This is a genomic window from Imperialibacter sp. (genome assembly GCF_048007035.1).
GTDB lineage: Bacteria > Bacteroidota > Bacteroidia > Cytophagales > Cyclobacteriaceae > Imperialibacter.
Genome location: NZ_CP180355.1, coordinates 228900 through 253947, shown reverse-complemented (window position 1 = coordinate 253947; position 25048 = coordinate 228900). Strand labels below are relative to the sequence as shown.

Sequence of the window (25048 nt, the reverse complement as noted above, 5' to 3'; positions counted from 1 at the left end):
AGAAGTGGATTTACGCCAAAATCTGCTCAGCATCCTCCTTTGACTTCACATCGTCGATCACCCGCTCAATCCTACCTTTTTCGTCGATGATGAAGGTGGTGCGCAGTACGCCCATGTATTTTTTGCCATACATCTGCTTTTCGGTCCAGAGACCGTAGCTTTCAATGATCCTGTTGTCGGGGTTCAGGTGATAGTTGGAATAGGGAAGTGCACAGTGTTGAGCAAGGTGGCATTATATACCATCAGTTCTCGATATGAACACTACGAAAGTTAGCATGAAATCGTAAATTAGCTGAATGGCAAAAGGAACCGTGTTACTGGATTTCAATGTTGATGACTTGACCAATTCTATACGCAACACAGTTTCTGGTGACAGTTTTCCAACCATTGTAACAAACCTCACAAAAACGGATTTAAAGAATGTGACAAAGAAGCAGGGTTGGAATTTTGATTGGCGAGCAGAGCTGAAAAACGACAGACTGGAGGTTTATAAGTTAACTATTACAAACAACCCGGGTATCGTGCAGGGGATAATCAGTGTTAGCCTGGAACCTGACCATATCTTTATGAAGTTATTGGAGGGTGCACCGTTTAATGTCGGAAAAAATAAGTTGTATGAAGGCGTTGCGGGTAATCTGGTTGCGTATGCTTGTAAACTTTCATTTATGAACGGATATGAGGGCTTTGTGGCATTTTCTGCTAAAACCAATTTAATACAGCACTATGAAAGGACTCTTGGAGCCTATCATTTTGGCGGGCACAAGATGATTATTCCGACAGAGTCATCCAGAAAATTGGTTGAACGTTATTTTAAAGAATAGAGAAATGGGATATATAAAAGAGCCAGAGGGAGTCGATTTTATTATTAAAAGTGACCCACTCACTGACGAAGACAGAAAGAGGATTAGCAAGTTCATCTCAGCTTACAAGGAGAAGAGTGAGCAAGGCAAAGCTAAAAAGACGAGTAAAAAAAAGAAAAAAGACGGAACACAACACGTCATCTGAAGTGATTTCTGGTTGACGGGAAGTTCTAATATTGGCTGTTGATAAAAGGAGGCACTTTCAGAGACTACAAAAGTTTAGGTGGCACACCGGGAGTCGGCTAACCAGCAATCGCCCTATAGCACAGTCCCAGGCTTTCATCAAACTTTTTGTAGTCTTTCAAAGTGTTTCTACCCCAAAATCTGCTCCGCATGCTCCTTTGACTTCACATCGTCGATCACCCGCTTAATCACGCCTTTTTCGTCGATGATGAAGGTGGTGCGCAGTACGCCCATGTAGGTACGTCCAAAAGTGGTTTTTTCTGCCCACAGACCGTAGCTTTCTATGATTTTGTTGTCGGTGTCGGCCAGCAGAGTGAAGGGCAGACTGAATTTCTTAATGAAGTTGGTGTGCTTCTTGGCCGAGTCGGGGCTTACGCCCAGCACCTCGTAGCCTTTGGCTTTCAGGGTAGCATAGTTGTCCCTGAGATTGCAGGCTTCAACCGTGCAGGTAGGCGTATTGTCCTGCGGGTAGAAGTAGAGCACTACCTTTTTGCCCTGGAAGTCGGAGAGGTTTACTGTTTTTCCGTTTTGGTCGCTTACCTCGAAGTCTGGAGCTTTGTCGCCTGCTTTTAATGCCATTGGTTGTCAGAGTTTTGTTTTGTACACAGTTTCGTTACCGGCGTTATCTATCACTACCACAACAAACTCTCCGTCGAAAGGTTTGCTTGCATCGAGTTTTTCTGTCCACAATAGTTTTTTCTTGTATTCGTAGTTCAGCAACACCCATTCGCCATCAATGGTACCCTTCCAGCTTTTGATGCCCGACAGGTCATCCTCAATGATCAGACGGCACTCACTTTTGTTGATCACTGCTGGCTTGATGGTAGGGGGGACAGAGTCGGTAGCGACTGTCCAGGTGCCCAAAGAAGTGGTGAGAAAGCTAATGCCGTCTTTGTCCCAGGCGCCGCCCACGTAGCCAAGGTTGCCTTTGGCGCTGTAGGAGTACACGGCCGACTTTTCTTTGTCGTAAAGCTCCATAAGCTTGAGCGTCACTTTCGCCGAGCGCCGAAGCGGATCCAGCACATTGTCGATAGCAAACACTTCTCTGCCGTTTTCTATTTTCTTGTCCTTTACTGCCAGGTAGAGTGTGTCAAACAGACTGTACCGGTTAAAGGCCACGTCCATGTCCTTATCAAAATAGCTGTATTCGTGATGTGGAGATACCATAGCCTTAAAGTCATATTTTTGCATGGTGCCACACAAATCGACTGAGTCGGGCAGGCCATTTCTCAAATCCCAGAGGTAGAAGTCGTTGGCACCCACGTGGTAGACCGGCGGTAGTTCATACGCCTGTCCTGAAGAGTACAACAGAACGTTCTGGCGAGCCACACCATTGGGGTTCATTAGCTCCATCACATTGCCGGTTATTTCATAACCCTCCCGCCTCAGCTTACTGAGACTTTTGATGGTGGCATTGCTTCGTTTCCCTTTGTCGCTGAGCGTTGTCTTAAAATACGAGTAGTTGTTGTAGCTATCCCAGGTGCGTATTTCAAGCTTGTGATCGATGGAGTCCTTGATCTTCAGCATGCCCTGCCAGTCTTTGGCTTCGTACACCTTCAGCCAGTTGCCGTCGTCTACCCACAGCTTGGTGAACTTTTGCCCGCTGGTCAAATACTCGCCGTAGTTCATGTGCACCGCCACATTGCGCATTTCGTCAAAGCTCAACTTGGTGATGCTTTGGCTGAACATCTTCTTGTCGTCGAGCATCACCTCAATGCATGGGATGCCGTTTTTGCTCCAGGTGCCGTCGAAGCGGTCGTAGGCATATATTTCCACGCCAATGGTTCCTTCAAATGTCAGTGGTGTGTGCATGACAAAACTGTCCCCTTCTTTGGTGACATCAAACTCAAACCTACCGAACTGCCCATTGATTCTCGACTTGATGTCCATGGTGGTAAAGGCCACCTTTCTGATCAAAGGAGGTGCTTCATCAATGAGCTCTTTGAAGTGAAAGCGCATGGGGTCAAGAATCTTCTGCTCCTGGTCCCGTATTTCAAAATGGAGATGGGGCCCCGAACTGCCTCCGGTATTGCCTGAGGCGGCAAACACTTCGCCTTTCTTGTAGCTGAATTGGTTGCGTGCCGGAAAAAGCTCTACGTCGAAACTTTCTTTGGCATACTGCTGTGCCCGCACCCATTCGGCCAGGGGCTTGCTAAACGACTTCAGGTGGCCATATACCGTGGTCAGCCCGTTGGGGTGGGTAAGGTACAGGGCATTGCCGTAGCCGCCAGTGCTGATCTTCACACGGCTGATATAGCCATCGGCAGGCGCATACACTGGCAAGCCTTCTATGCCACTGGTGCGTATGTCAATTCCAGCGTGAAAATGGGTGCCCCTGATTTCACCCATGGTGCCAGCCAGGTAGTTGCGATCTCCCGGCCTGATAGGAAACATCAGGTAGGCAGTGTCATATCCGTATTGGGCTATGGCCGTGTTTGCTGTTAGTAAAAGTAGAAGTGCTAGTTTATTTAACTTCAAAATCGAGTAGTACGTCACTTTCCAGGTATCCTTTCAGGTGATCTCCTATTTTGACAGGCCCAACTCCTTTCGGCGTTCCTGTGAAAATAATATCTCCTTTTTTAAGTGTAATGAATTTTGAAATGTAGGCTATAATAGCTTCTATAGAGTTGATCATCAGACCGGTATTCCCAATCTGAACTGGTTGACCATTGAGTTCCAGTTTGAAATTAATGTTCTTCAAATCCGCAAACTTTTCCTTCGGAACAAATTTGGAAATCGGAGCTGACCCATTGAATCCCTTGGCAAGCGCCCATGGTAACCCTTTGGCTTTGGCTTTCTGCTGCAAATCCCGTGCCGTGAAGTCGATGCCCAGGCCTATGGCATCATAGTAAGTAGAGGCAAATTTCTCCTCAACACTTTTTCCTTCTTTGCATATTCTTATGATGATCTCCAGCTCGTGGTGGATCTCCTTTGTGTAGTCAGGGAAATAGAACGGCTTGTTGTTCAGCAACAGCGCAGTGTCAGGTTTGGTGAAAATAACCGGCTCATCGGGGGTCTCGTTGTTGAGTTCTTTGATGTGCTCTACGTAGTTGCGACCGATACAAAGGATTTTCATAGTAGTGATGTTTGGTGCCAAAATATCTGATAGTCAGCGATTCCGCAACCTATCTTTGATCTGCGTGACTATTATTTGAGCAAAGGGCGATAATTTTCGAAAATTCCATTCGTTTTCAGTCAGATTCCGTTAAAGCTAAAAGTAACTCACCTAACACGCACACCGATTGGTATGTAAGCCGAGGGAACGTGCGAAAAAATCATTTCTATAGTATTATTTTTGCCAAATGAAGTTGTTTTGGAGCATTCCAAATCCGACTGGTTTTTGCGGTGTCGAAAGACTGGGGAATCTACTTTGGCAAGAAGCTTGTTAGCTTTCACAATAAATTAAAAACAAATGAAGAGGATAATAGCATTGTTAGGCATTGGTGCCACGTTGATTGTTTATAGCTGCTCAACGGTGGCGATCACAGGGAGGAAGCAGCTTGCGCTGGTGCCTGATTCAGAGCTCAACTCCATGAGTTTTACACAGTACGACCAGGTGCTCAGCGAATCCAAACTGTCCACCAACACGGCCCAGGTGAATCAGGTAAAGTCTGTTGGGTTGAAGATTCAAAAGGCAGTGGAGTCATACATGGCCACCAATGGCCTCAGCGATCAGTTGAAGGGCTACAAATGGGAATTCAACCTGATTCAGGACGATGAAACGGTGAACGCCTGGTGTATGCCTGGCGGGAAAGTTGCTTTCTACACGGCCATTATGCCAATATGCAAAACAGACGAAGGTGTAGCCGTGGTGATGGGGCACGAGATTGCTCATGCCATTGCCCGCCATGGCAATGAGCGGATGACGCAGGGCTTGATCCAGCAGTTTGGTGGTTTGGCACTGTCTTATGCGGTGAAAGATAAGCCGGCGGAAGCGCAGCAGCTGTTTATGACAGCCTATGGTGCAGGCACTACTGTTGGAGCAATGTTGCCATTCTCCCGCCTTCAGGAGTCGGAGGCCGACAAGATGGGCCTGATTTTCATGGCCATGGCCGGGTACAACCCCAACGAAGCACCAGCTTTCTGGGAAAGAATGGCTGCCAACAGCGGCGGCGGGGCACCTCCGGAGTTTTTGTCTACTCACCCTTCCCACAGCACCCGAATTGCCGATCTGAAAGCACAGATACCTGAGGCGATGAAGTATTATAAGAAGTAGGAAGAATTAAAGAGAGCAATGCGCTACAATTAAAGAGGTTACTATCTGCGGTACCGCAAATAGTAACCTCTTTAATTATGCCTCAGCAATTACTCATACCTCAAGGCATCCACCGGATTAGTCCGTGCTGCCCTGATCGAGTGGAAGCCGACCGTTACAATAGCGATCACCAGGGCCAGCAGCATAGCTGCCAGCGGCACCAGCACACTGATGTCGACATGAAAGGCAAAGTCGGTCAGCCACTGATCCATCAGGTACCAGGCAAGGGGAGAGCCGATGACTGCAGCTATGACAACGAGGATGGCAAAATCTCTCACTGTGAGAGTGATAATGGAGGAAGTGGAGGCACCCAGCACCTTCCTTACACCAATCTCCTTAGTCCGCTGCTGAATGGCAAAAGCTGCCAAACCAAAAAGTCCCAGACAGGAAATGAATATCGACAGCCAGGCGAAACCTTGAAACAGCTGGCCGGTGCGCTCTTCATTTTCATAGAATTCCGCCCAGTCAACGTCGAGGAAGCGATATTCGAACGGGTAGGCTGGGGCGTATGTAGTATAAATGCTGTTCAGAGCATCAATGGCAGCGGTGTACTGTTGTGGCTTGGCCCGCACGATGATATAGCTGTACCAGTCTTTTTCGAACATCATGAACATAGGCCTGATGACAGAGTGAGACGAGCTGTAGTTATAGTCCTTCACTACCCCAATGATGTGTCCTTTTCTTTCTCCCCAAACGGTGATGGGCTGATCTACAGCTTCCAAAGGCTCAAAGCCCATTTTGCGAGCTGCCGATTCATTGATAATGATATTGGCCGTGTCGGTGGCCATGGTTTTGTCAAAGGTGCGACCACCGACAAGGGTCAGTCCCATGGTTTCAATGTAAGAACCGTCGATGGCAAAGTTGCTGAACAGAATGCGCTCTTGTGGATCTTTGCCGGGCCAGTCGAGCCCCCAGGTGGAGTTGCCAATAGAAAGGGGTGAAAAGCTGCTTTCACTAACCGAAAGAATGGAAGGATCTTTTAAAAGTTGATCTTGTATCAGGTCATACTTTTCCGCCATGTTCTCCTGCATTTCCATATAAATGATCCCTTCCTTGTTGAAGCCGGTGTCCTGATTTTGAACATACCAAAGTTGCTGATACACTACCACGGTGCAGAAGATCATGATGATGGAGAGCACAAACTGCGTGGTGACCAGCACCTTCCTGAACCTCACAGCGGCCTTGCCACTCTTCAACTGGCCTTTCAGTACTTTGGCTGGTTCAAAACGGGCAATGTAAAACGCTGGGTAGCTGCCGCCCACAAAGCCGGTGAAAAGGATGGTGCCGGCAAAAAGTAAGACGGTCGGTGTGTTGAATTCAAAAACAAGGCTCTTGTCGGAGATCTCATTGAAGAGCGGCATCAGCACAATGACAAGCACTGCCGCTGCTAGTCCGCCCAGCGCTGAAAACACAATAGACTCGGTAAGGAATTGGTATATGAGGTGTTTCCTAAAGGCCCCGACTACCTTTCGCAACGCTACTTCCTTGCTTCGCTTTACCGCCAGGGCAGTAGAGAGGTTCATAAAGTTGATGCAGGCAATGAGCAAAAGAAAAACGGCGATGATGGCAAAAATCTTCACATACCGGATGCGGCCGCCGTCTTGCACACCGTTCTCAAAGCTGCCATACAAGTGCATTTTGGTGGCGGGGTACAGAAACAGCTCGATGGAGTTGTTCTCGTTTTTTTCGTCGAGCAGCCTGTTTATTTTGGTAGAGTAAGCTTCCCAGTCCTGTCCGCTTTGAAGCTGCACAAACGTGGAGACGTTGTTGTTGCCCCATTGGTCGAGCCATTGCTTGTTTTCATCCATGAACTTGTCAAAGTTGAGGAGGTAAGCAAACCCACCAAAGTCACTGTTTTTTGGCCAGTCTTCCACCACTGCCGTCACTTGCAGGTTGTCCTTATTGTTGAAGCGGAAAGTTTGACCAATTGCCGGCGAATTCCCGAAATACTTTTTGGCCATTGTTTCGGTAAGAACTACCGAGCTTTTATCTCTAAAGGCAGTGGCAGCCGAGCCCTCGATGAACTTGAAGGTGAACATCTCCAAGAAATCGGCATCCACATAGCGCCCCGACTCGTAGTAGGACGCTTCTTCGATATTGAATAGGTTTTCGGTTGGCCAGGTAAGCCTGGAGCCATATTTAACCTCCGGGTAGGTGGCTTTGAGATAGGGTGACAGGGGCCCAGGCGTTGAGGAGGTTGTTCCAATTCTATCTGAATAGTGTTGGTTTTCCATTACCCTGAAAATGGAAGACAGGTTTTCGTGGGAGCTGTTGTAGCTCAGCTCGTCGTTGACCCACATCAGAATGAGGATGCTGGAGGCAATGCCCAACGAGAGACCGAAAATGTTGATGGTGCTATAGATTTTGTTGCGCTTGATGGTTCGGAGCGCCACGAGGAAGTAGTTTTTGAGCATGGCCTTGGGGTTCTTTTAGCCTAGAGTACCTCGCTGGAGCTGAAAGGTTGCAGAGATAGCCTCTGTTTTTTCTTTGTAGCGGGCCAAAGGTTATTGAGAGATAGAACATTTAGGCTTATTTTTAGCTGCAAATACACCGGTATGAAGGAAACCCAAATTGAAGTGTCGGGAGTGGTGAAGCACTTCAAAGATGTGAGAGCTGTCAACGGCATCGATCTCACCATTTACAAGGGTGAGTTTGTGGCCTTGCTTGGCCCGAATGGTGCTGGAAAGACGACACTTGTGGAGATGATCGAAGGCATTCAAAAGCCCGACTCCGGGGAAATCAAACTCAAGGGTATGACCTGGGCTGAGCATGCCAGGCAACTGCACCAAATCATTGGGTTGTCGTTGCAGGAGACCCGCTTCATAGAAAAGCTGCGAGTGAGAGAAACGCTGGAGCTGTTTGCCAGCTTTTATGGCTTGGGCAGCGAAAGAGTAGAGGAGGTGCTGGAATTGGTGAACCTTACCGAAAAGCAGAAGGCTTTCACTGACAAACTTTCAGGAGGGCAGCGGCAGCGAATGGCATTGGGCATCTCGCTATTAAATGAACCGGAGATTTTGCTTTTGGATGAACCCACCACTGGCCTTGACCCGAATGCCAGAAGAGAACTTTGGGACATCCTTTTGAACCTCAGAAAAAGAAAGGGCACCACGCTGATCCTCACCACGCACTACATGGAGGAAGCAGCCTATTTGTGCGACAGAATTGTGATCATGGACCAGGGGAGTATATTGGCTGAAGGCACTTTGAAACAGCTGCTCTCAAAGCACGTGAAAGGGGAAGTTATTGATTTTAGCATTGACAGGCCATTGGAAAAAGAAGCGTTGCCGGGACAGCAGGCCATTTTAAACTACACTTTCGACAAGGATACACTGAGCGGTGAACTTTTGGTTACCGACATAGTGAAGTTCCTGCCAGACTTTCTTCTGTATGTGCAGAAGGAGAAAATCCGGATCGATTCGCTGGAATGCCGGAAGTTAACACTTGACGATTTATTCACTTCCATGACTGGCCGTCACATTAATCAATAGAGAGATGAAGCATCCGATTATACTTCTGATACTGACCAATTTCAGAGAGTTTCTGCGGCAGCCTGGTGCCGTTTTTTGGGCGGTGTTTTTTCCGGTGCTGATGGCCGGAGGACTTGGGATGGCATTCACTCAAAAAGGAGAACTGAATCAAAAGATCGCCTTTGTTGGGAATGAGCAAACTGAAGAAAAGAGTTGGACGAAGAAAGTGGGCAACGAAACCACGGGCTTTACCAATTATGAGTTTCTGAATGTGGGGTTTGATGAAGGGGTGGTGTTGCTGAAAAGAGGAACGGTCGATTTGATTGTGAAAAAGGAAGGGGAGAAGTACATGTATCATTTTGATCCGCTTAATCCCGAAGCGCAGTTGGCCTATATCAACCTCACGGCAGTGCTGAACGGAAACGAAACACTATCAAATGGAGAGGACGTGGTGCCTTTAAAGGAGATAGGAAGCAGGTATATTGACTTTCTGGTGCCCGGGCTTATGGCCATGGGAGTGATGATGTCATGCATGTGGGGTATCAGTTATGGCTTGATCGAGAAAAGGTCAAAAATGCTGCTGAGACGCATGGTAGCCACACCGATGAAGAAGACACACTTTATGGCGGCGCTGCTAGCAGCACGCACGGTCATGAGTGCTATTGAGGCGTCGATATTGGTGGTCTTTTCCTGGCTTTTTTTCGACATCCATATTGAGGGAAGCTTTTCGGCGCTGGTCGTGCTCTACCTGTCGGGTACCCTGGCATTTGCTGGCATCGCCATTCTCACCGCCTCCCGAACCGACAATACCTATGTGGGCAATGGTATTCTTAACGCTGTAGTGATGCCAATGACGATACTATCTGGTGTTTTCTTCAGCTACCATGGCTTTCCTGACTGGGCAGTGAGCATTATCCGCCTGTTTCCGCTGACCATTTTTGCCGACACAGCCCGGGCCATCTTTATTGAAGGGGCGGGGTGGAGCCAGGTTGTGTTGCCTGTCGGTGTGCTCGCCGGGCTTGGGCTGGTGTGCATGTCAGTCGGCATGAAAGTGTTTAAATGGTATTAGGTAGCCCGACTTCTTTTGTCAGGCTACCTCCAAGGGGGGAAACTGGGGTATCAATCTCCAACCTTATCCAAAGTCATTTCAAAAAACTGAAACCATGAAGTTCCCATATTGATTTCCCCCTTCTCATACCATTGGCCCTTGTCGTTAATGGAAATAATGTATCTCATATTTTCAGCGGGGTACCAGTAAAATTCCTCTCCGATTAATTCGCCTTTGAACTCACCTTTCCGTCCCGTGGATAGATAGGAGTAAAACGAGTAGTTGTTTTCACCTTTGTTGAATGTGACAATCGCCAATGCATTGTGGATGGCTTTGCCGCCGGAAAAACCTTTTCCTTCAATCAGAATGGCTGTACTGTCGAGTTTGAATTTGATGTCTTCCACCTGATCAAACTCCCTTCTGACCCTGTCTTGTCCGTACATCCATCCTTTGCCCTCCCACTGTCCGGTGATAAAGCCAAGCTTCGTAACCTCGGCTTTAGCTAAAGCATCTGTTTCAGGTGCCTGCGCCCAACCTATGACGGGAACAAGTAATATGACGAGTATTAAATGAGTGATAGTTTTCATGGTTATAAATAAGTTTATTTTATAAACTAAGTTGATAAAAAAATTATGGGAGGTACTTCTTCAAAGCCGTAACATAAGCTTCGAAAGCTTTAATACCTGTTTTGGTAATCTTACAAGTCGTTAAGGGTCTTTTGCCTTTGAAAGACTTGGAGATGCTGATGTATCCGGCCTGCTCCAATTTGTCGAGCTGCACACTGAGGTTGCCGGCAGTTGCCTGTGTCTTTTCCTTGATGAAGGTAAACTCGGCGTCCTCCAGGCTTATCAGCAGCGACATCACCGCCAAACGCAACTGCGAATGCAATAGGGGATCTAATGGCTCAAAATTATCCACGTTCGGCTCTTTTTAGTAAGTATCCGGGAATCAGGTAACCCAATATGATAGCAACTCCTGAAAGTGGGTACTGCTGTATTTCGGGCAAATTAAAGGAAATTAAGGCGGCTATCCATAAAACAAAACTCCCCGCTACAATTGGTGTGAACTTTAACAAGCTTCCAGTGATGAACATGCCCATTCCAGCGATGAGTAGGATAACACCATTGTGGTTGAAATTAATGGTGTGCATCATAGCGAGGCAGATCACCATGCTGATTCCAGCTGCCATCCACACCCTGCCATAAACCCGATCAATGTGCCCAACAGCACCCTTTTGTCCCATCTTCATTCCCATAACGGCGGAAATAATGGCTGCTGGGAAGGTAATGAGCCAAATCATTTGTGGGGCGTCGAAGCCAAAATAATCGAGGGCATAGTGGCCAAAGTTGGCAAAGGCAATGGTCCAGCCCCAGAGAAGTATCTGATTGCTCCCGCCTTTAGCCACGTTGTGTTTCGCTTGCGTAATCATCTCCGTGATTAGTGACAAGCTTTCCTGGTGTGTGAGTTCGTCTTTCATATAAGTGTTTTTGTAAGCTTATACGAATGTAGAGTAAATTAGTTTATATTATAAACTAATTTATCACTTTTTTATGCAAACACGCACTGAAACAGGTTTCGGCAGGATGCCGGTTAGGGTTTTGAAAGTGTCGGCCTGAGTGATTGCAGCTAATTAGAAGAAGGCAAGAGCATCTTGCCGGCAAAAAGGATCACGTTGCTGTGCTTTTCTCTGATAAAAAAAGCAAAAGGCCGGTCGACACGGAAGATTCTCGGGTGAGGAGTGGAGTTTGACGACAACTCCACTATTTCAACGATGGTGGCGGCCGCTGCTTCCGAGCCTTTTTCATTTACCTCTATAAATGATTGATGCAGTACACGGCTGATAGCCAGGGCCAGTTTCTCCTCAAACAGATTGGAAAAGTCGGCCTTTTCGGAAAAAGCGATACCCATACCCATGTCGGAGAGTGTCTCTTTAAGCTCCTCTTTGAATTGTAGTTTAAATCTTGGCAGGTAGAGCTCTGCTGTAATGGTGTCTGCATTGTCGAGGTAGTCGGCAAACGTTGCGCCGTCAAATGTTTCAATTATTTGGTTAATACTCCTGCTCCCGGCTTGCATGAAAATGGTCATGCTGTACTGTCCATTACCATAAGGGATATCTATCATGGTTAATTCTTCACCGTAGTGATAGTTAATCCTGGCACCTTTAGAAAACATCATGTCGACGTCCGTTTCACCGGTCGGCGCATAGAAAGTGGCCTTCGTAGTTTTAGAGTTATCGAACTTATACTGCCAGTCGGCTTTGAAATAAATGGCATTGATGAGATACATAACAGCGTCATCTGGGATACGATCCAGCATGTCCCGAATCTTGCCGTTGGTTTTGTCTTCAATCCAACCGTTGATGTCGCCTACTGTGGACGGTGCTCTGAAATCGGCAGATATTACGTCGGCGTTGTAATAGTCGAGCAAAATCTCCTTAAAAGCACTTTTGATGGTGTAGTCCTTTGTATACCAGTTGCTGTTGGCTATTTCGAGAGCCACTTTTTTGTCTACATGGAGCAGAAAACCCTGCAAGCCTTTGTAAGCCTCGTTCATGTCATCATCTGCCACGTCAGCATTGCCGATCACTTGCTTGATGGCTGATTTTGTGTCGCCTTCCGCACCGTTGGTAGTCATAGAAAGAGCAGCGCTGATGCTAAAAGGGGAGATGAAGATATTGTCGCTCTGATGTTCCTTGTTGATTTGGGAAAAAATAGTGAAAGAGAAATTGTTCGAGGCCGATGCCACCTGTTCTTCCGGCACCGACAGCGTTCGAAGGTTAGGGATATTACTAACGGGTTCTTCGGTCGAACAGCCGCTGATGAGGGTAGTAACAAGCAGGCTCACCCAGGTAAGCCTGTGGATGCTGGCCAGTAGGTGTTTCATAACAAAAGGATTAAGCTTTGGACTATAAGACCCTTCCCTGTGAATAATGGTTGGTGATGTAGAATTGAAGAGGAAAAAAATTGGCGCAGGCGGAACCGTATTGAAGGAAGGTTAATGAACCAGTACTTCTTCTTCAGCTTCTGTTACTTCCACAACGCCACGGTCGTTGATTTCACGTAACGCCACTTTTTTGGTCTCGTTGATCAGGATGGGGTCGTATTTGGCAGCAACACGGATGTAATTCTCGGTGAAGCCGTGCATCATGCCTTCTTCAATGTCTTCCTCAAAAAGCACGGTGAACTGTCCACCCAGGTTTTCTTCGTAGAAGTTACGGCGCTTCTTTTCAGAAAGAGAGCGAAGCATTTTGGAGCGTTTGTTACGGTCTTTCATGGGCACAACACCGTCCATTTCAATGGCATCGGTGTTAGCTCTTTCGGAATAGGTGAACACGTGCAGGTAGGAGATATCCAGCTCGTTCAGGAACTGATACGTTTCGAGAAAGTCTTCTTCCGTTTCGCCAGGGAAGCCCACGATAACATCTACTCCGATGCAGCAATGAGGCATTAGTTTTTTGATGATAGCTACCCGTTCGGCATAAAGCTCCCGAAGATAGCGGCGGTTCATGCGTTGCAAAATCTTGTTGGAGCCCGACTGCAGAGGGATATGGAAGTGGGGCACAAATCTTTTGGATTTTGCGACAAAGCTGATGATGTCTTTGGTAAGCAAATTGGGCTCGATGGACGAAATACGGAAACGATCAATACCGTCCACCTCATCCAATGCTTTGACTAAATCCAGAAACTTCTCCACCCTGCGTCCATCCTGAATGCCAAAGTCACCAATGTTGACACCTGTGAGCACCACTTCCTTCACGTCGGTAGCAGCTATTTCCTGTGCTGCCGCTACTATGTTCTGTATACTGTCGCTGCGGCTTTTGCCACGGGCCAGCGGAATGGTGCAAAAGGCGCAGCCGTAGTTGCAGCCGTCCTGCACTTTGAGGAAAGTACGGGTGCGGTCTCCATAGGAATAAGAGTGATTGAACCGCTTTGCTTCTTTGATTTCAGAAGCGAACACCTGCGGCTTCTCCTTCTTTTGGAACCCATCGAGGTAATCGATCAGCTGGAATTTTTCAGCAGCACCCAATACAGCATCCACCCCGGGAATTTCCGATATTTCCACCGGCTTCAGCTGTGCATAGCAACCAACGATGGTTACGTACGAATCCGGAGAAATCTTCTTGGCCTCCTGCACCACTTTGCGACATTTCTTATCGGCGTTTTCCGTCACCGAGCAGGTATTGATCACAAAAATGTCTGGAGAATCAGAGAAATCTACCTTCTGATAGCCACGGTTTTCGAACATCCGTGCAATCGTTGAGGTCTCGGAATAGTTGAGCTTACAGCCTAAGGTATAGAATGCCACCTTTTTCATTGGAATGCAAAGGTAAGGAGATTAGACCGAAATCCTTATGGACACCTGAAAGATAATAGCCAGACCTGCCTGCATTTGTGTTATTGTGTGAAGAAGGTGGCTGTTTGCAAGGTGATAAGAATCAGAAATTGAAGTGATTAAAGTTTTTAATTGAGATAATTCGATTGGCTAGCTTGACAAAGTACCAATTCTCACGCATAAACTATTCACTCATGAAAAACATACTCATTCCCACCGATTTTTCACCCAGCGCAAACAATGCGTTGAGGGTGGCCGCACTCATAGCCAGGCAGGCCAAAGCAGAGATACATTTGCTTCACTCAGTAAGAACCAACATCGACTGGGCGCATTTGCCAATAGAAAAAAGGGCGTCGTATCCGGAGACACTGGCCAATATAGAAAAGGCAGAAAGTCTACTGGAGAAAGAGTCGTGGAAGCCGTTACTCAAAGGACTGAAGATTCACACTCACCTTGTCACCGGAAACACTTATGAACAAATAGTTCACTTTGCCAACAAGAAAGTGAAGTCAGATCTTGTGGTGATGGGCTCGCATGGGCCGGACGAGCCGAAGGAGTTGTTTATTGGCTCCAACGCACAAAAGACAATGAGAATGGCACAATGCCCTGTTCTCACGATCAAGAAAAATTTCAAAGGGAAGACTTTCAAAAAAATACTGTTTGCCTCAGATTTTGCGGAAAACGTCAATGCTTCCTTTGAGAAGATTTTGGACGTGGCCAAAGCGGTGAAGGCAAAAATCGAAATGGTCTTTATCAACACGCCGACAGACTTCAAGAATGACGACACTATCAATCAGATAATGGACAAATTTATAGCGAAGTATCCCGGGGTGAAATTCAGTAAGGCTGTTTACAATCATCAGTTGCCCGACAGAGGAATTCTCAACTACAGCCTTACTTCTAAGCCGGACATGATTTCATTAGTCACTCACGGCAACAGGCATATTCCACACTATCTGCTCGGCGTAACGGAAACGCTCGTTTATCATTCCAATTTTCCGGTGTTGAGTATGAATATAAAGTAGCCTGGTTGGTTTCTTTGAATGGCCAGCTCTTCCATATGCAGATATTGGAAGGACTGGCTTTTTTTTATGTTTCATAAAAATCGGCTTGGCTTCATTGGGCACAAAAAAATTGTTTACTCCACTACTTATTTGAATCAAAGGCGTTTCTGCTTAGTTTGAATCAGTAATTGTAAACTGAAAGTCAATTAATGAAACCATCAATTCGACGCTTGCTTGAAGGAAATGAATTGTATTTCAAAGGCAAGACAAGAAAAGACCCCGAGTTTTTTCTTCGTACTTCTCAAGGCCAGCAACCCAAATTTGGAAGAAGGCTTGCTGACAGGCCGTTTTACTTAGCCAAACCTGACGTACTATGATAGTATATGAATCCAACCGCTTCTGGGTAAAAGATATGGCTAACCTGACAAGAAGCTATACCATGAAGAAAATCATTTTTGGTGTGTTGCTGATAGGATCCTATACTGGCCTGGTGTGTTTTGTGTACGAGTTTTACGGTCTGGTATCAAATTTACATTCTGGCATCTACTCTCTGCTGGGTGTTATTTTAAGCATACTCCTTGTGTTCCGAACCAACACCGCCTACGACAGGTGGTGGGAGGGGCGCAAGCAGTGGGGTGCGCTGGTGAACAACTGCCGCAACTATGCCATCATGGTGGAAAGCCTGCTGCCGGCCAATGACAAAGACACCCGGAGATTCTTTGCAAAGCATATCGCAAACTTTTGCATAGCACTCAGGGATCATCTGCGTGACGGCGTTAAAACAGACGCTTTGCTGCTCTTGTCAGATGAAGAGATTTCGGAGCTTACCCCAAAAAAGCACAAACCCAACCACATTTCTTTGTGGCTTTACAAAAAAATGACAGCGCTTCAGAAGGCTGGTGTTTTATCGGAGGCCGATGCCATCAATATGAAAATCCACCACAACTCGTTGCTGGACATATTGGGTGCCTGCGAAAGAATACGAAAAACACCCATTCCATTTTCGTATGCCGTGCATATCAAGTTATTTATCACTGTTTACGGCATCATGCTTCCTTTTGGGATGATTGCCGACTTTGGCTATCATACAATAGGACTTGTGATGGTGATTTTCTTTGCATTGCTTGGCCTTGAGCTAATGGCGGAGGAGGTGGAGGAGCCTTTTGGTGTCGACTGCAACGACCTTCCTACTGGTGACATAGCCCATAACATCAAGAACAATGTTTTCGAAATTTTGATGGAAGAACGCCCTGTGCAGGAAGAAGCAAAAAGGGAATTGTACGAGAAAATACATTGATCAGTCTTCGTAGAACTCAATAGGAAGATCATCCGGATCACTGAAAAACGTAAACCTTTTGCCGGTGTGTGGATCAACCCGAAGATCTTCACAAAAAACGCCTTTGGACTCCAGGTGACTTTTCGCAGACTCGATATTGCTGACCTTGAGAGCCAGATGCCTTAAACCGCAAGCCTCAGGTCTTGAAGGTCTCGGGGGCGTATTGGGAAAAGAGAAAAGCTCTATTTGATAAAGCCCATCAATCTTTAAATCCAGCTTCCACGAATCCCGCTCTTCTCTGTAAACCTCTCTAAGCGTTTCAAACCCCAGAATTTCGGTATAGAATCTCTTCGAGGCCGGGTAGTCGGAGCAGATAATGGCAATGTGGTGAACTCCGGAAACAAAGAAGGGTGAATCTTTTTGCATAAAGCAAAGATTCACCCTCCTGAAGTATAAGTCAACTTTGTCGTTGCTTTATTTTTTCTTTGTAAAAATCTGAATTACGCCGTTAGCTCCCCGCATGCCATACATCTGTTGTCCTTCAGCCCCCTTGATAACATTCACAGTTTTGATGTCATTCACATCAACAGCACTCACAGCGTCGGCATAGCTGTTACCTATGGCGGTATTGTTGATAACATACAAGGGGCTATTATTTCCTCCAACAGAAGACATACCCCTCACCATCACATTTACACTGCTGCCTCGCTGGTCAATTTGCAAGCCTGGAATTCTGCGCAGGTAGTCCACCAGTTGCATGCTGTTATTGTTCAGCGACGAGACACTGCCGGCTTTAGTGTCAGACGAGTCGTCCATTTTGATAGATATTGTATCGCTGTCATCACTTCTTTCTGTGGTGGAGGCCTTTTTGTTGGCAGCACAAGACGAGAGAAGCACGATCGCTATAGATGTGACGATAAGGCGGTTGAAAGTAAAAAATGTTTTCATAGGTATGATATGTTTAATGATAGTAAGCTATTTTCAATGAAATTACGAAAATTGGCTGTCATTGAGCGTGCAAAGACAATTTTTGACAACTTAAAAGCCAAGCCCGTGTAAAATGATGAGTAATGTGGGCTGCTTGTTATTACTTTTGAAAGAAATCTTTTAAAAACGGTAGATCAATTTGAAACTAATAAAAGTGAAACATCTGTATCTGGCTTTTCTCTTACTCCCCGGGGCAATCCTTGTCGCTCAGCCGGCGCAGCAAGCGGTCGAACAAAATGTTTTTGTGATAGATGCTGAAACCAATAGGCCGATAGAAGGAGCAGTAGTGAGCTTCCAATCCGGACAGGCAATAGCCGGTGAAAATGGAATGGTTACTTTGTCAGCAGAATTGCCAGTTGAAGCACTGCTTTCACATGTGAGCTATATTTCTACCAAAGTAATCATCAGCAAGTCCGTCCAAACGGTGTATATGCAGCCTTTGGAAAAGATGCTGCAAGCTGTGGAAGTAACAGGCTTTGATTTTGAAAGGGAGTTAATCGATCAGGCGGCACCTGTAGCTTATCTGCAACCAGCCGATTTGGCGAAGTTCAACGAAACATCACTTGTGCCCTCCATGAATATGCTACCGGGTGTTAGAATGGAGGAGCGTGCACCCTCAAGCTACCGGATTTCGATCAGAGGCAGTTCCATCAGGTCGCCATTCGGTGTCAGAAATGTGAAGGTGTACTGGAACGATTTGCCTTTTACAGAGGCCAACGGAACCACACCATTGAACATACTAGACTTGTCGAACACAGACCGGGTAGAGGTGTTGAAGGGGCCCTCGGGAAGTGTGTATGGCGCAGGCACAGGCGGAACACTTTTACTGAGCAGTGCTAACCCCAGAGACATCAAGGGCAATGGCATGGTCTGGCAAAGCATGGCTGGCAGCTACGGCTTATGGAAACACCAGTTCTCCGGAACCGTTCGCCGTGACAAGAGCCTGATAGAAGTAAAAGGTGTTTCCCTAAAGTCGGATGGATACCGGGAGCAGTCCTTTACCGACAGAAAAGTGGCACAGGTGTCGGCGCATTTGTTCCCATCGGCCAACCACACTGTTTCTGTTCATTCATTTTTCAGCGACCTCAACTACGGCATCCCAGGGGGGCTTACGCTGGACCAACTCAACGAAGACCGGCGCCAGGCCAGGCCAGGCAGTGTAGATAGGAATGCATCGATTGACCAGAAGTCGGTGTATGTGGGCGTGGTGAATGATATTGTTATCTCCGACAATTTTGAGAATAAAACAAGTCTGCTTTACTCCTATGTCGATTTCCAGAACCCATTCAATCTTGACTATAAAAGGGAATTTAACTCAGGACTGGGTGGCAGGACAAAATTTGTTTGGCACAAAAGTGCAGGCGAAGCCCAGGCCCACCTGTCGTTTGGAGGAGAGTGGCAGCAGGGGTGGAGCAACGCTTACAACTTTGGCAACGTGATGGGCAAGGCCGACACACTCCGTTTTCACGACGACCTGCTGATCAAGCAATACTTTGCCTTTGCGCAGCTGGACGTAGACCTGCCAGGCGAGTGGGTGGTTACCGGCGGATTAAGCAGAAACTACCAGGTATTTGATATCGATAGAGATCAGTCGAAAGTTGGGCCGGTATTTACCTACAACAACTCGTTTGCCCCTATTTGGGTGCCCAGGCTCGCAGTGCTTAAGAAACTATCCGATCGCCAGTCCATCTACGCTTCTTTGAGTAACGGTTTTTCGCCGCCGACGATCGACGAGGTTCGAACGAACGAAGGGAGCATCAATAAAAACCTGACAGCGGAAAAAGGCACTAATTATGAACTGGGGTATAGGGCATCGATTATCGGTGACAGATGGTTTGTGGATGCCACTGCTTTCTATTTCAAGCTCAAAGGAACAATTGTAACCCGCACCAATCAGGATGGTGTGGTGCTGTTTGACAATGCTGGTAATACCAACCAAAAAGGAATAGAGCTGAAAGTAAACGGAGTTTTGTCAGAGAACCCAACGGCATTTGTAGCTTCTTCTAAGCTCCAGGTCGCCTACACTGGGTATCACTTTCGGTTTGAAGATTATCAGAAAGGTGACGATGACTTTTCAGGCAACAAGCTGACGGGTGTGGCGCCAAATACAATTGCCACAGTATTGGATATTGCTTTTAAGGGTAACTTCTATTCGAATTTGAGCTGGTTCTGGAGCGATAAAATACCGTTGAGGGACGATAACACCGTATATGCTGATGCTTATAGTAACGTGACTTGCCGATTGGGTTGGAAGAACCAACTTGCTTCAGGTAAATGGGGCTTGGAACTGTTTGCTGGCGTAGATAACCTGCTCGATCAGAAATTTAGCTGGGGCAACGACCTGAATGCGTTTGGAGGCAGGAACTATCAGCCAGCACCAGCGAGGAACTACTATGGAGGATTAAAAATTCGTTTGTAGGCAAAAAGAAAAAGGTGGAATCGACGATTGAATTGTCAATTCCACCCCTTTTGGTTTTTAAAATCGGTTCTTCCTATAAGAAAGAGAATCCCAACGCTACCACCCACATGCTTTGACGCTGGTCGGTGTTGTAGCCGCCAACAGCATCGCCAAGTTTGCTGAGGCTGCCTTCATATTTTACATCAAGTATAAGAGGGCCAAGATCAAGACCAGCACCTGCCTGAAAACCAACGGTGGCGTTGCTGTAGTTATTTTTCACATCAGTCGTGATGTCACCTACTTTTGATTCAGCTTTTAGCAGGTAGCTAAACGACGGGCCAACGTTTACACGAACAATTTTGGCAAACTTCTTTCCAAACATGATTGGAACATCCAATTTTTTAAAGGAAAGCTCTCTGGTTTCGTCCAAAGATGCAGAAACGTCTTTCACATGTATTTCGCCACCTGTTGCAGAAAACAGCAGTTCTGGCTGTAAGTAAAAACCTGCTATACCCAGACGGGCAAATGCGCCACCCTGGAAGCCGATTTTGGCATCGCCGCTTTCAAATTGGGCACCCAATGATGCTCCGGTCGACTCTTTGTCCACTTTTATGGACGATGAAGTAAGCCCAATTCTTGGCCCAATCTTAATGTCTTGCGCATTGGCAGACGCCGCCATGGCAACAATAGCTAGTAGGAAAAGTGTCTTTTTGATCATTTTCGTAAAATTTTAGTCCTGAATGCAAATAACGACAAAAGTGGCTGCATTATTAGAAGCTGGTAAAAAAAACAGACTTGCTTAATTTATCGGGAGGATAAGGTCAATTTAGTGGGTTTATGGCTTTAACAAATTACCTGATTCCTTGCGCATACCGCCTTTAGCATCCACTTTTGTGGTGGCTATGAAGAGCATCACCCCTCAAATGCAGCAAAGGTTGGTCGAGCGTAAGACCAAAGGCAATCTACGTGCTCTGCCAGCCATCCACTTGCCGCACGATTTCACATCAAACGATTACCTTGGCCTGGCCAGGTCAGAAGCGCTTGGGCAAATGATAGCCAACAGGCTTGGAGAGCTGGGAGCTCCAGCTCATGGGGGCACTGGTTCAAGATTACTTTCCGGCAACAGCGACTTTGCTATGACGTTGGAACAAAAACTGGCTGGCATTTTTAATGGTGAAGCAGCACTGGTTTTTGGGTCTGGCTATCAGGCCAACCTTTGCCTGATTTCTTCGGTAGCACAAAAAGGAGACACTATTATCTACGATCAGCTTTCACACGTTTGCCTTAAGGAAGGTGCCTGGTTGAGCAAAGCCCAGACTTTTGCCTTTCTGCACAACGACCTGGATGACCTTGAACGAAGACTGAAAACTGCTGAAGGCAATAAGTTTGTGGTGGTAGAATCTGTGTATTCTATGGATGGAGATGTTGCCCCCCTGAAGGAGATAGCGGCGCTTTGTAAAAGATATGAAGCAAGGTTGATCATAGATGAAGCGCATGGTACCGGAGTTTTTGGAGAAGGAGGCAATGGTTCGGTTTGCTCTCTAGGCCTGGAACACGATTTCTTTGCCAGGGTTTACACGTTCGGGAAAGCCATGGGTGTTCATGGCGCAGCGGTAGTGGGTAGCCAGGAACTGATCGATTATCTGGTGAATTTTGGTCGGCCATTTATTTATACTACGGCGATGCCTTTGCATAGTCTGGTAGCGATTGAGCAGGCGTTTAATTACCTGTCGAAGAACCAGCATCTGCAAGCCGAACTTAGACAAAGGATAGCATTGTTTTTAAGCCAGTTTCCTGATGGGATTGACATGAAGAGAATACAGAGCAATACAGCCATTCAACCTATTGTTGTGCCGGGCAATGAAAGGGCAAAAGCTATGGCAAAAGCTTTACAGAGCAAAGGATTTGATGTTCGCCCGATTTTAGCCCCAACAGTGAGAGAGGGAGAGGAGAGGCTGCGAATTTGCCTGCATACCTATAACACAGAAGAAGAAATAAATGCACTATGTCAGATTTTAAGCCAGCCATTCTAAGCAGGTATTTTGTGACGGCTATTGGTACCGATAGCGGGAAGACGCTGGTCAGCGCCATTGTTTGTGAAGCGCTTCGTGCCGACTACTGGAAGCCAATTCAGGCCGGACTTCCCAGGGACACTGATACGGTAAAGTCGCTGGTGAGCAACGAGAAAACGCAATTTCACCCGGAGGCATACCTGCTGAACACGCCAGCTTCTCCCCATGCGGCAGCGAAGGCCGATGGTGTTGAAATAAGCATGACGATGATCAAGTTGCCGCAAACCAACAATTGTCTGATCATTGAAGGGGCGGGCGGTTTGCTCGTGCCGCTCAATGATTATGATTTCGTCTCCGACCTGATCATAGAATTCAAGGCAGAGGTCATCCTTGTCGCCAATCTTTATTTGGGAAGCATCAATCACACCTTGTTGTCTGCCGAATACCTGAAGGCTCACAAGGTACCTGTAGCTGGTATTATCTTCAACGGCCCTTCCAATCCTGAAAGTGAGCAAATCATTACGGCAAAAACAGGATGGCCTGTGCTGCTTCATATCCATCAGGAGGAGAAAATAGACAAGGAAACGGTGAAGAAATACGCAGCGCAATTGAACAAGAACTGGAAATGAGTAAATCACTCCAAGAAATAGACAAAGCCCTTATTTGGCACCCCTTCACACCCCTGGAGGGAAGCATTGCACCACTTGTAGTTAGGAAAGGGGAGGGCGCCTACCTCTACACCGAAGATGGGCGGAAAATCCTCGATGCTGTGTCGTCGTGGTGGGTAAACATTCACGGCCATGCGCAGCCAGACATCGCCCGGGCTATTGCCGACCAGGCCATGAAGTTGGAACAGGTGATCTTTGCAGGCTTTACGCATGAGCCGGCGGTTCGGGTGGCGGAAAGTCTTTTGGCTCTGCTACCGGATAAATTTTCTAAGGTTTTTTATTCCGACGATGGCAGCACGTCGGTGGAAGTGGCTATTAAGCTGGCACTTCAATATTGGCACAACCTGGGCACGCCTAAGAAGCGACTGATCGCCATAGAAGGCGCTTACCATGGAGACACTTTTGGAGCCATGGCAGTGGGAGACAGAGGAGGGTTTACAGCCCCGTTTGGCTCTCTGCTGTTTGATGTCGATTTTATTCCGTTTCCTACGGAGCAGAATAAGTTTCAGGTGTTTGAACGCCTGAATGAGCTTACCGCTACGGGCGAGGTCGCCGCCTTTATTTTTGAACCGCTGGTGCAGGGGGCTGGAGGAATGAATATGTACTCACCAGCCATTTTGGATGAACTGATGTCCATTGCTCAGCGCAACAAAGTGACTTGCATTGCAGATGAAGTAATGACCGGCTTTGGGCGAACAGGAACCATATTCGCTACAGATCAAACTAGGCACAAGCCCGACCTGATGTGCATGTCGAAAGGTATTACTGGCGGCTTTCTGCCGCTGGGAGTCACTGCTGTGGCTGACTTTATTGTTGAGGCCTTTGCAACGGCTGACCTTTCGAAAACCTTCTTTCATGGTCATTCTTTTACAGCCAACCCTTTGGCTTGTGCTGCCGCCATTGCCAGCATGAAGCTATTGCTCGACGAATCGTGCCTGCGGCAGCGTCAGATGATTGAAAAAAGCCATCGGACTTTTGCCAAAAAGATCAGCAATGATACGAGGGTGAAAAATGTGAGAGTTACCGGTACAATTCTGGCACTGGACATCAATACAGGTGATACGTCTTATTTCAATGACATACGCACCAAGGTGATGCCCTTTTTTCTGGAAAGAAACATTTTGCTCAGGCCGCTGGGGAATGTGATATATGTGTTGCCGCCTTACGTGGTAAATGAAGAAGAGTTGGCAACGGTATATGGCGCTGTTATTGAGTTCCTGGATGCTTTTGTTGCTTAGCTAAATCGCCCTCCGGCTTTTCAACTCCAAATACTTATTCACAACATCTGCTGTCAGGCTTTGTGGGGTGGTGTAGAGGTTCAGAATGCCGTGCTGGCGAAGCAACTGGAGTATGGCAAATTTTTCGTTGAGCATGTTTTGAGCGATGGCCTGATGGTACACCTCCCGCAGGTCACCCGCCCCTTTGGTAATCAATCCGTCGAGTTCTGTGTTTCTGAAAATGATGACCAGCACGAGGTGTTTGCGATTGAGCAGCTTCAGGTATTTTAACTGGCGCTCAAGTGAATACAACGATTCAAAGTTGGTGTACAACAACAGTAGGCTCCTCGAGGTAATCTTGGCTGTTATCTGGGCATAGAGCATCCCGAAGTTGTGCTCAGTGAAGGCTGTCTTTTCGTGGTAGAGGCTTTCCATCAGCACATACATCTGTTTGGTGCCTTTTTGTGCAGGCACGATGGTGTCGGGTTTGTGCTGAAAAGTGACAAGCCCGGCCCGGTCACCTTTTTTAAGCGCAATATCGCTGATGGCCAACGATGCGTTGATGGCGTAGTCGAGCAGTGTCATTCCTTCAAAAGGCATTTTCATTGGTCTGCTCTTATCAATCACATTGTAAATAGGTTGTGACTTTTCGTCGATGTAGTGATTGATCATCAGGTGGCCTCTTCTGGCGCTTGCCTGCCAGTTGAGGTGGCGTGGGTCGTCGCCGGGTGTGTATTCCTTGATATGATCAAACTCCATGCTATGGCCAATCTTCCGAAGCTTTCGCTGGCCTTCTATTGACTGTTGCTGAGAAAAGGCGATCAGTTCGTATTTGCGAAGGTGCAGAAAGGACGGATACACTTTTACCGTTTGTTCCTGCGCCGCTTTGAAGCGCTTGTTGACCAAGGCAATTTTAGTGATAACCAGCAGGTTGGCGTGGCCGAAGTTGTATTCGCCTCTTGTCGTAGGTCGAACGGAGTAAGACGCCAGCCGTGTTTCACCTCTGGCGACAGTCAGAACAATGGCCAGGTTCCTCATCTGAAATTGAGGAGGCAGCTCGTCCAGCACCTCAACGTCCAGGCCGAATGAGTACCTGTTAGTTATTCTCAAGACCACAGCATTGTCATCGCCATTCGAGAACCGCTCCGGTAATTCTCTTTCGCAGCTCACCTCGCCCCCCGTGATAAACAACAAGAGCAAATCGGCAGCCAGCAATGCCATAAAGGCAAAGAAAGTCAGCTTAACCGGGATGAGAAGCACTGGAAAGAAATAGCTGGCCGCAAACCCAATGGTGAGGGCAGTGGCGCTGTAGTAGAACCGGTTGGTAACGAATAGCTTCAT

The 25048-nt window shown here is 47.0% G+C and carries 25 protein-coding genes; 11 read left to right on the top strand and 14 right to left on the bottom strand.

Features of this window, described 5'->3' with window-relative positions:
* Nucleotides 1-10 precede the first annotated feature (10 nt).
* Nucleotides 11-133: a hypothetical protein gene (locus tag ACMVP2_RS01155; RefSeq protein WP_416866365.1), complete on the bottom strand. Its 123-nt coding sequence runs from the start codon at nucleotides 131-133 to the stop codon at nucleotides 11-13.
* A gap of 163 nt (nucleotides 134-296) precedes the next feature.
* Here ACMVP2_RS01155 and ACMVP2_RS01150 point away from each other — a divergent pair, with 163 nt between their 5' ends.
* Both ACMVP2_RS01150 and ACMVP2_RS01145 read left to right on the top strand, forming a co-directional pair.
* Nucleotides 297-821: a hypothetical protein gene (locus ACMVP2_RS01150; RefSeq protein ID WP_416866364.1), complete on the top strand. Its 525-nt coding sequence runs from the start codon at nucleotides 297-299 to the stop codon at nucleotides 819-821.
* Nucleotides 822-825: 4 nt separating this feature from the next.
* On the top strand, nucleotides 826-1005 hold the full coding sequence (locus ACMVP2_RS01145; RefSeq protein WP_416866363.1) for a hypothetical protein: 180 nt from the start codon (nucleotides 826-828) through the stop codon (nucleotides 1003-1005).
* A 167-nt stretch (nucleotides 1006-1172) separates the two neighbouring features.
* Here the strand turns inward: ACMVP2_RS01145 and bcp are convergent, their stop codons facing one another.
* Genes bcp through ACMVP2_RS01130 form a run of 3 tightly spaced genes read right to left on the bottom strand, consistent with a single transcriptional unit; the run spans nucleotide 1173 to nucleotide 4119 of the window.
* A complete protein-coding gene (gene bcp / locus ACMVP2_RS01140) occupies nucleotides 1173-1622 on the bottom strand; it encodes a thioredoxin-dependent thiol peroxidase (protein WP_416866362.1) in 450 nt (149 codons plus the stop codon).
* 6 nt (nucleotides 1623-1628) lie between these two features.
* Complete coding sequence (locus ACMVP2_RS01135) at nucleotides 1629-3521, bottom strand: M23 family metallopeptidase (protein WP_416866361.1); 1893 nt, start codon at nucleotides 3519-3521, stop codon at nucleotides 1629-1631.
* Entirely contained in the window at nucleotides 3508-4119 is a 612-nt protein-coding gene (locus ACMVP2_RS01130; RefSeq protein WP_416866360.1) for a fumarylacetoacetate hydrolase family protein, read from the bottom strand. Before ACMVP2_RS01130 ends, ACMVP2_RS01135 begins: the two co-directional genes overlap by 14 nt.
* 336 nt (nucleotides 4120-4455) lie before the next feature.
* Between ACMVP2_RS01130 and ACMVP2_RS01125 the strand changes: the two genes are divergently transcribed.
* On the top strand, nucleotides 4456-5259 hold the full coding sequence (locus tag ACMVP2_RS01125; protein WP_416866359.1) for a M48 family metallopeptidase: 804 nt from the start codon (nucleotides 4456-4458) through the stop codon (nucleotides 5257-5259).
* A gap of 89 nt (nucleotides 5260-5348) precedes the next feature.
* Here the strand turns inward: ACMVP2_RS01125 and ACMVP2_RS01120 are convergent, their stop codons facing one another.
* Nucleotides 5349-7712: an ABC transporter permease gene (locus ACMVP2_RS01120; RefSeq protein ID WP_416866358.1), complete on the bottom strand. Its 2364-nt coding sequence runs from the start codon at nucleotides 7710-7712 to the stop codon at nucleotides 5349-5351.
* Nucleotides 7713-7853: 141 nt separating this feature from the next.
* On the opposite strand from ACMVP2_RS01120, the gene ACMVP2_RS01115 reads away from it, so the two are divergent.
* Both ACMVP2_RS01115 and ACMVP2_RS01110 read left to right on the top strand, forming a co-directional pair.
* Nucleotides 7854-8786 carry an ABC transporter ATP-binding protein gene (locus ACMVP2_RS01115; RefSeq protein ID WP_339794880.1) on the top strand — a complete coding sequence of 311 codons (933 nt, stop codon included), beginning with the start codon at nucleotides 7854-7856 and terminating at the stop codon, nucleotides 8784-8786.
* A 4-nt stretch (nucleotides 8787-8790) separates the two neighbouring features.
* Nucleotides 8791-9834, top strand: coding sequence for an ABC transporter permease (locus ACMVP2_RS01110; protein ID WP_416866357.1), 1044 nt, complete (start codon nucleotides 8791-8793; stop codon nucleotides 9832-9834).
* Between the two features lie 50 nt (nucleotides 9835-9884).
* On the opposite strand, the gene ACMVP2_RS01105 is transcribed toward ACMVP2_RS01110, so the two are convergent.
* The 5 genes from ACMVP2_RS01105 to mtaB form a co-directional block, all read right to left on the bottom strand.
* A complete protein-coding gene (locus ACMVP2_RS01105) occupies nucleotides 9885-10400 on the bottom strand; it encodes a hypothetical protein (protein ID WP_416866356.1) in 516 nt (171 codons plus the stop codon).
* A 43-nt stretch (nucleotides 10401-10443) separates the two neighbouring features.
* Entirely contained in the window at nucleotides 10444-10731 is a 288-nt protein-coding gene (locus tag ACMVP2_RS01100; protein ID WP_416866355.1) for a winged helix-turn-helix domain-containing protein, read from the bottom strand.
* Nucleotides 10724-11290 carry a hypothetical protein gene (locus ACMVP2_RS01095; protein WP_416866354.1) on the bottom strand — a complete coding sequence of 189 codons (567 nt, stop codon included), beginning with the start codon at nucleotides 11288-11290 and terminating at the stop codon, nucleotides 10724-10726. Before ACMVP2_RS01095 ends, ACMVP2_RS01100 begins: the two co-directional genes overlap by 8 nt.
* 149 nt (nucleotides 11291-11439) lie before the next feature.
* On the bottom strand, nucleotides 11440-12696 hold the full coding sequence (locus ACMVP2_RS01090) for a serpin family protein (protein ID WP_416866353.1): 1257 nt from the start codon (nucleotides 12694-12696) through the stop codon (nucleotides 11440-11442).
* A 111-nt stretch (nucleotides 12697-12807) separates the two neighbouring features.
* Nucleotides 12808-14127, bottom strand: a complete 1320-nt coding sequence (gene mtaB / locus ACMVP2_RS01085; RefSeq protein ID WP_416866352.1) for a tRNA (N(6)-L-threonylcarbamoyladenosine(37)-C(2))-methylthiotransferase MtaB — start codon at nucleotides 14125-14127, stop codon at nucleotides 12808-12810.
* Nucleotides 14128-14339: 212 nt separating this feature from the next.
* Between mtaB and ACMVP2_RS01080 the strand changes: the two genes are divergently transcribed.
* Nucleotides 14340-15170, top strand: coding sequence for a universal stress protein (locus tag ACMVP2_RS01080; RefSeq protein ID WP_416866351.1), 831 nt, complete (start codon nucleotides 14340-14342; stop codon nucleotides 15168-15170).
* Between the two features lie 352 nt (nucleotides 15171-15522).
* Entirely contained in the window at nucleotides 15523-16446 is a 924-nt protein-coding gene (locus tag ACMVP2_RS01075) for a bestrophin family protein (RefSeq protein ID WP_416866350.1), read from the top strand.
* Here ACMVP2_RS01075 and ACMVP2_RS01070 read toward each other — a convergent pair whose 3' ends face one another.
* Together ACMVP2_RS01070 and ACMVP2_RS01065 are read right to left on the bottom strand one after the other, a co-directional pair.
* Nucleotides 16447-16851: a VOC family protein gene (locus ACMVP2_RS01070; RefSeq protein WP_416866349.1), complete on the bottom strand. Its 405-nt coding sequence runs from the start codon at nucleotides 16849-16851 to the stop codon at nucleotides 16447-16449.
* Between the two features lie 48 nt (nucleotides 16852-16899).
* Complete coding sequence (locus tag ACMVP2_RS01065; protein ID WP_416866348.1) at nucleotides 16900-17373, bottom strand: TonB-dependent receptor plug domain-containing protein; 474 nt, start codon at nucleotides 17371-17373, stop codon at nucleotides 16900-16902.
* 178 nt (nucleotides 17374-17551) lie between these two features.
* Here ACMVP2_RS01065 and ACMVP2_RS01060 point away from each other — a divergent pair, with 178 nt between their 5' ends.
* The gene (locus tag ACMVP2_RS01060) at nucleotides 17552-19831 is read left to right on the top strand and encodes a TonB-dependent receptor (RefSeq protein ID WP_416866347.1); all 2280 of its coding nucleotides are present in this window, start codon (nucleotides 17552-17554) and stop codon (nucleotides 19829-19831) included.
* Nucleotides 19832-19904: 73 nt separating this feature from the next.
* On the opposite strand, the gene ACMVP2_RS01055 is transcribed toward ACMVP2_RS01060, so the two are convergent.
* Nucleotides 19905-20528, bottom strand: a complete 624-nt coding sequence (locus tag ACMVP2_RS01055; RefSeq protein WP_317487202.1) for a porin family protein — start codon at nucleotides 20526-20528, stop codon at nucleotides 19905-19907.
* 184 nt (nucleotides 20529-20712) lie between these two features.
* Here ACMVP2_RS01055 and ACMVP2_RS01050 point away from each other — a divergent pair, with 184 nt between their 5' ends.
* Genes ACMVP2_RS01050 through ACMVP2_RS01040 form a run of 3 tightly spaced genes read left to right on the top strand, consistent with a single transcriptional unit; the run spans nucleotide 20713 to nucleotide 23728 of the window.
* The gene (locus ACMVP2_RS01050) at nucleotides 20713-21843 is read left to right on the top strand and encodes an aminotransferase class I/II-fold pyridoxal phosphate-dependent enzyme (protein WP_416866346.1); all 1131 of its coding nucleotides are present in this window, start codon (nucleotides 20713-20715) and stop codon (nucleotides 21841-21843) included.
* A complete protein-coding gene (bioD, locus tag ACMVP2_RS01045) occupies nucleotides 21816-22451 on the top strand; it encodes a dethiobiotin synthase (RefSeq protein ID WP_416866345.1) in 636 nt (211 codons plus the stop codon). Before ACMVP2_RS01050 ends, bioD begins: the two co-directional genes overlap by 28 nt.
* Nucleotides 22448-23728, top strand: a complete 1281-nt coding sequence (locus ACMVP2_RS01040) for an adenosylmethionine--8-amino-7-oxononanoate transaminase (protein WP_416866344.1) — start codon at nucleotides 22448-22450, stop codon at nucleotides 23726-23728. Before bioD ends, ACMVP2_RS01040 begins: the two co-directional genes overlap by 4 nt.
* On the opposite strand, the gene ACMVP2_RS01035 is transcribed toward ACMVP2_RS01040, so the two are convergent.
* Entirely contained in the window at nucleotides 23729-25048 is a 1320-nt protein-coding gene (locus ACMVP2_RS01035) for a DUF58 domain-containing protein (protein WP_416866343.1), read from the bottom strand.

Excerpts from the sequence above, each read along its gene's own strand:
- ACMVP2_RS01155 (WP_416866365.1), bottom strand. The coding sequence starts at position 133 with ATGTATGGCAAAAAATACATGGGCGTACTGCGCACCACCTTCATCATC.
- ACMVP2_RS01150 (WP_416866364.1), top strand. The coding sequence starts at position 297 with ATGGCAAAAGGAACCGTGTTACTGGATTTCAATGTTGATGACTTGACC.
- ACMVP2_RS01145 (WP_416866363.1), top strand. The coding sequence starts at position 826 with ATGGGATATATAAAAGAGCCAGAGGGAGTCGATTTTATTATTAAAAGT.
- bcp (WP_416866362.1), bottom strand. The coding sequence starts at position 1,622 with ATGGCATTAAAAGCAGGCGACAAAGCTCCAGACTTCGAGGTAAGCGAC.
- ACMVP2_RS01130 (WP_416866360.1), bottom strand. The coding sequence starts at position 4,119 with ATGAAAATCCTTTGTATCGGTCGCAACTACGTAGAGCACATCAAAGAA.
- ACMVP2_RS01125 (WP_416866359.1), top strand. The coding sequence starts at position 4,456 with ATGAAGAGGATAATAGCATTGTTAGGCATTGGTGCCACGTTGATTGTT.
- ACMVP2_RS01120 (WP_416866358.1), bottom strand. The coding sequence starts at position 7,712 with ATGCTCAAAAACTACTTCCTCGTGGCGCTCCGAACCATCAAGCGCAAC.
- ACMVP2_RS01115 (WP_339794880.1), top strand. The coding sequence starts at position 7,854 with ATGAAGGAAACCCAAATTGAAGTGTCGGGAGTGGTGAAGCACTTCAAA.
- ACMVP2_RS01110 (WP_416866357.1), top strand. The coding sequence starts at position 8,791 with ATGAAGCATCCGATTATACTTCTGATACTGACCAATTTCAGAGAGTTT.
- ACMVP2_RS01105 (WP_416866356.1), bottom strand. The coding sequence starts at position 10,400 with ATGAAAACTATCACTCATTTAATACTCGTCATATTACTTGTTCCCGTC.
- ACMVP2_RS01095 (WP_416866354.1), bottom strand. The coding sequence starts at position 11,290 with ATGAAAGACGAACTCACACACCAGGAAAGCTTGTCACTAATCACGGAG.
- ACMVP2_RS01090 (WP_416866353.1), bottom strand. The coding sequence starts at position 12,696 with ATGAAACACCTACTGGCCAGCATCCACAGGCTTACCTGGGTGAGCCTG.
- mtaB (WP_416866352.1), bottom strand. The coding sequence starts at position 14,127 with ATGAAAAAGGTGGCATTCTATACCTTAGGCTGTAAGCTCAACTATTCC.
- ACMVP2_RS01080 (WP_416866351.1), top strand. The coding sequence starts at position 14,340 with ATGAAAAACATACTCATTCCCACCGATTTTTCACCCAGCGCAAACAAT.
- ACMVP2_RS01075 (WP_416866350.1), top strand. The coding sequence starts at position 15,523 with ATGATAGTATATGAATCCAACCGCTTCTGGGTAAAAGATATGGCTAAC.
- ACMVP2_RS01070 (WP_416866349.1), bottom strand. The coding sequence starts at position 16,851 with ATGCAAAAAGATTCACCCTTCTTTGTTTCCGGAGTTCACCACATTGCC.
- ACMVP2_RS01065 (WP_416866348.1), bottom strand. The coding sequence starts at position 17,373 with ATGAAAACATTTTTTACTTTCAACCGCCTTATCGTCACATCTATAGCG.
- ACMVP2_RS01055 (WP_317487202.1), bottom strand. The coding sequence starts at position 20,528 with ATGATCAAAAAGACACTTTTCCTACTAGCTATTGTTGCCATGGCGGCG.
- ACMVP2_RS01050 (WP_416866346.1), top strand. The coding sequence starts at position 20,713 with ATGAAGAGCATCACCCCTCAAATGCAGCAAAGGTTGGTCGAGCGTAAG.
- bioD (WP_416866345.1), top strand. The coding sequence starts at position 21,816 with ATGTCAGATTTTAAGCCAGCCATTCTAAGCAGGTATTTTGTGACGGCT.
- ACMVP2_RS01040 (WP_416866344.1), top strand. The coding sequence starts at position 22,448 with ATGAGTAAATCACTCCAAGAAATAGACAAAGCCCTTATTTGGCACCCC.
- ACMVP2_RS01035 (WP_416866343.1), bottom strand. The coding sequence starts at position 25,048 with ATGAAGCTATTCGTTACCAACCGGTTCTACTACAGCGCCACTGCCCTC.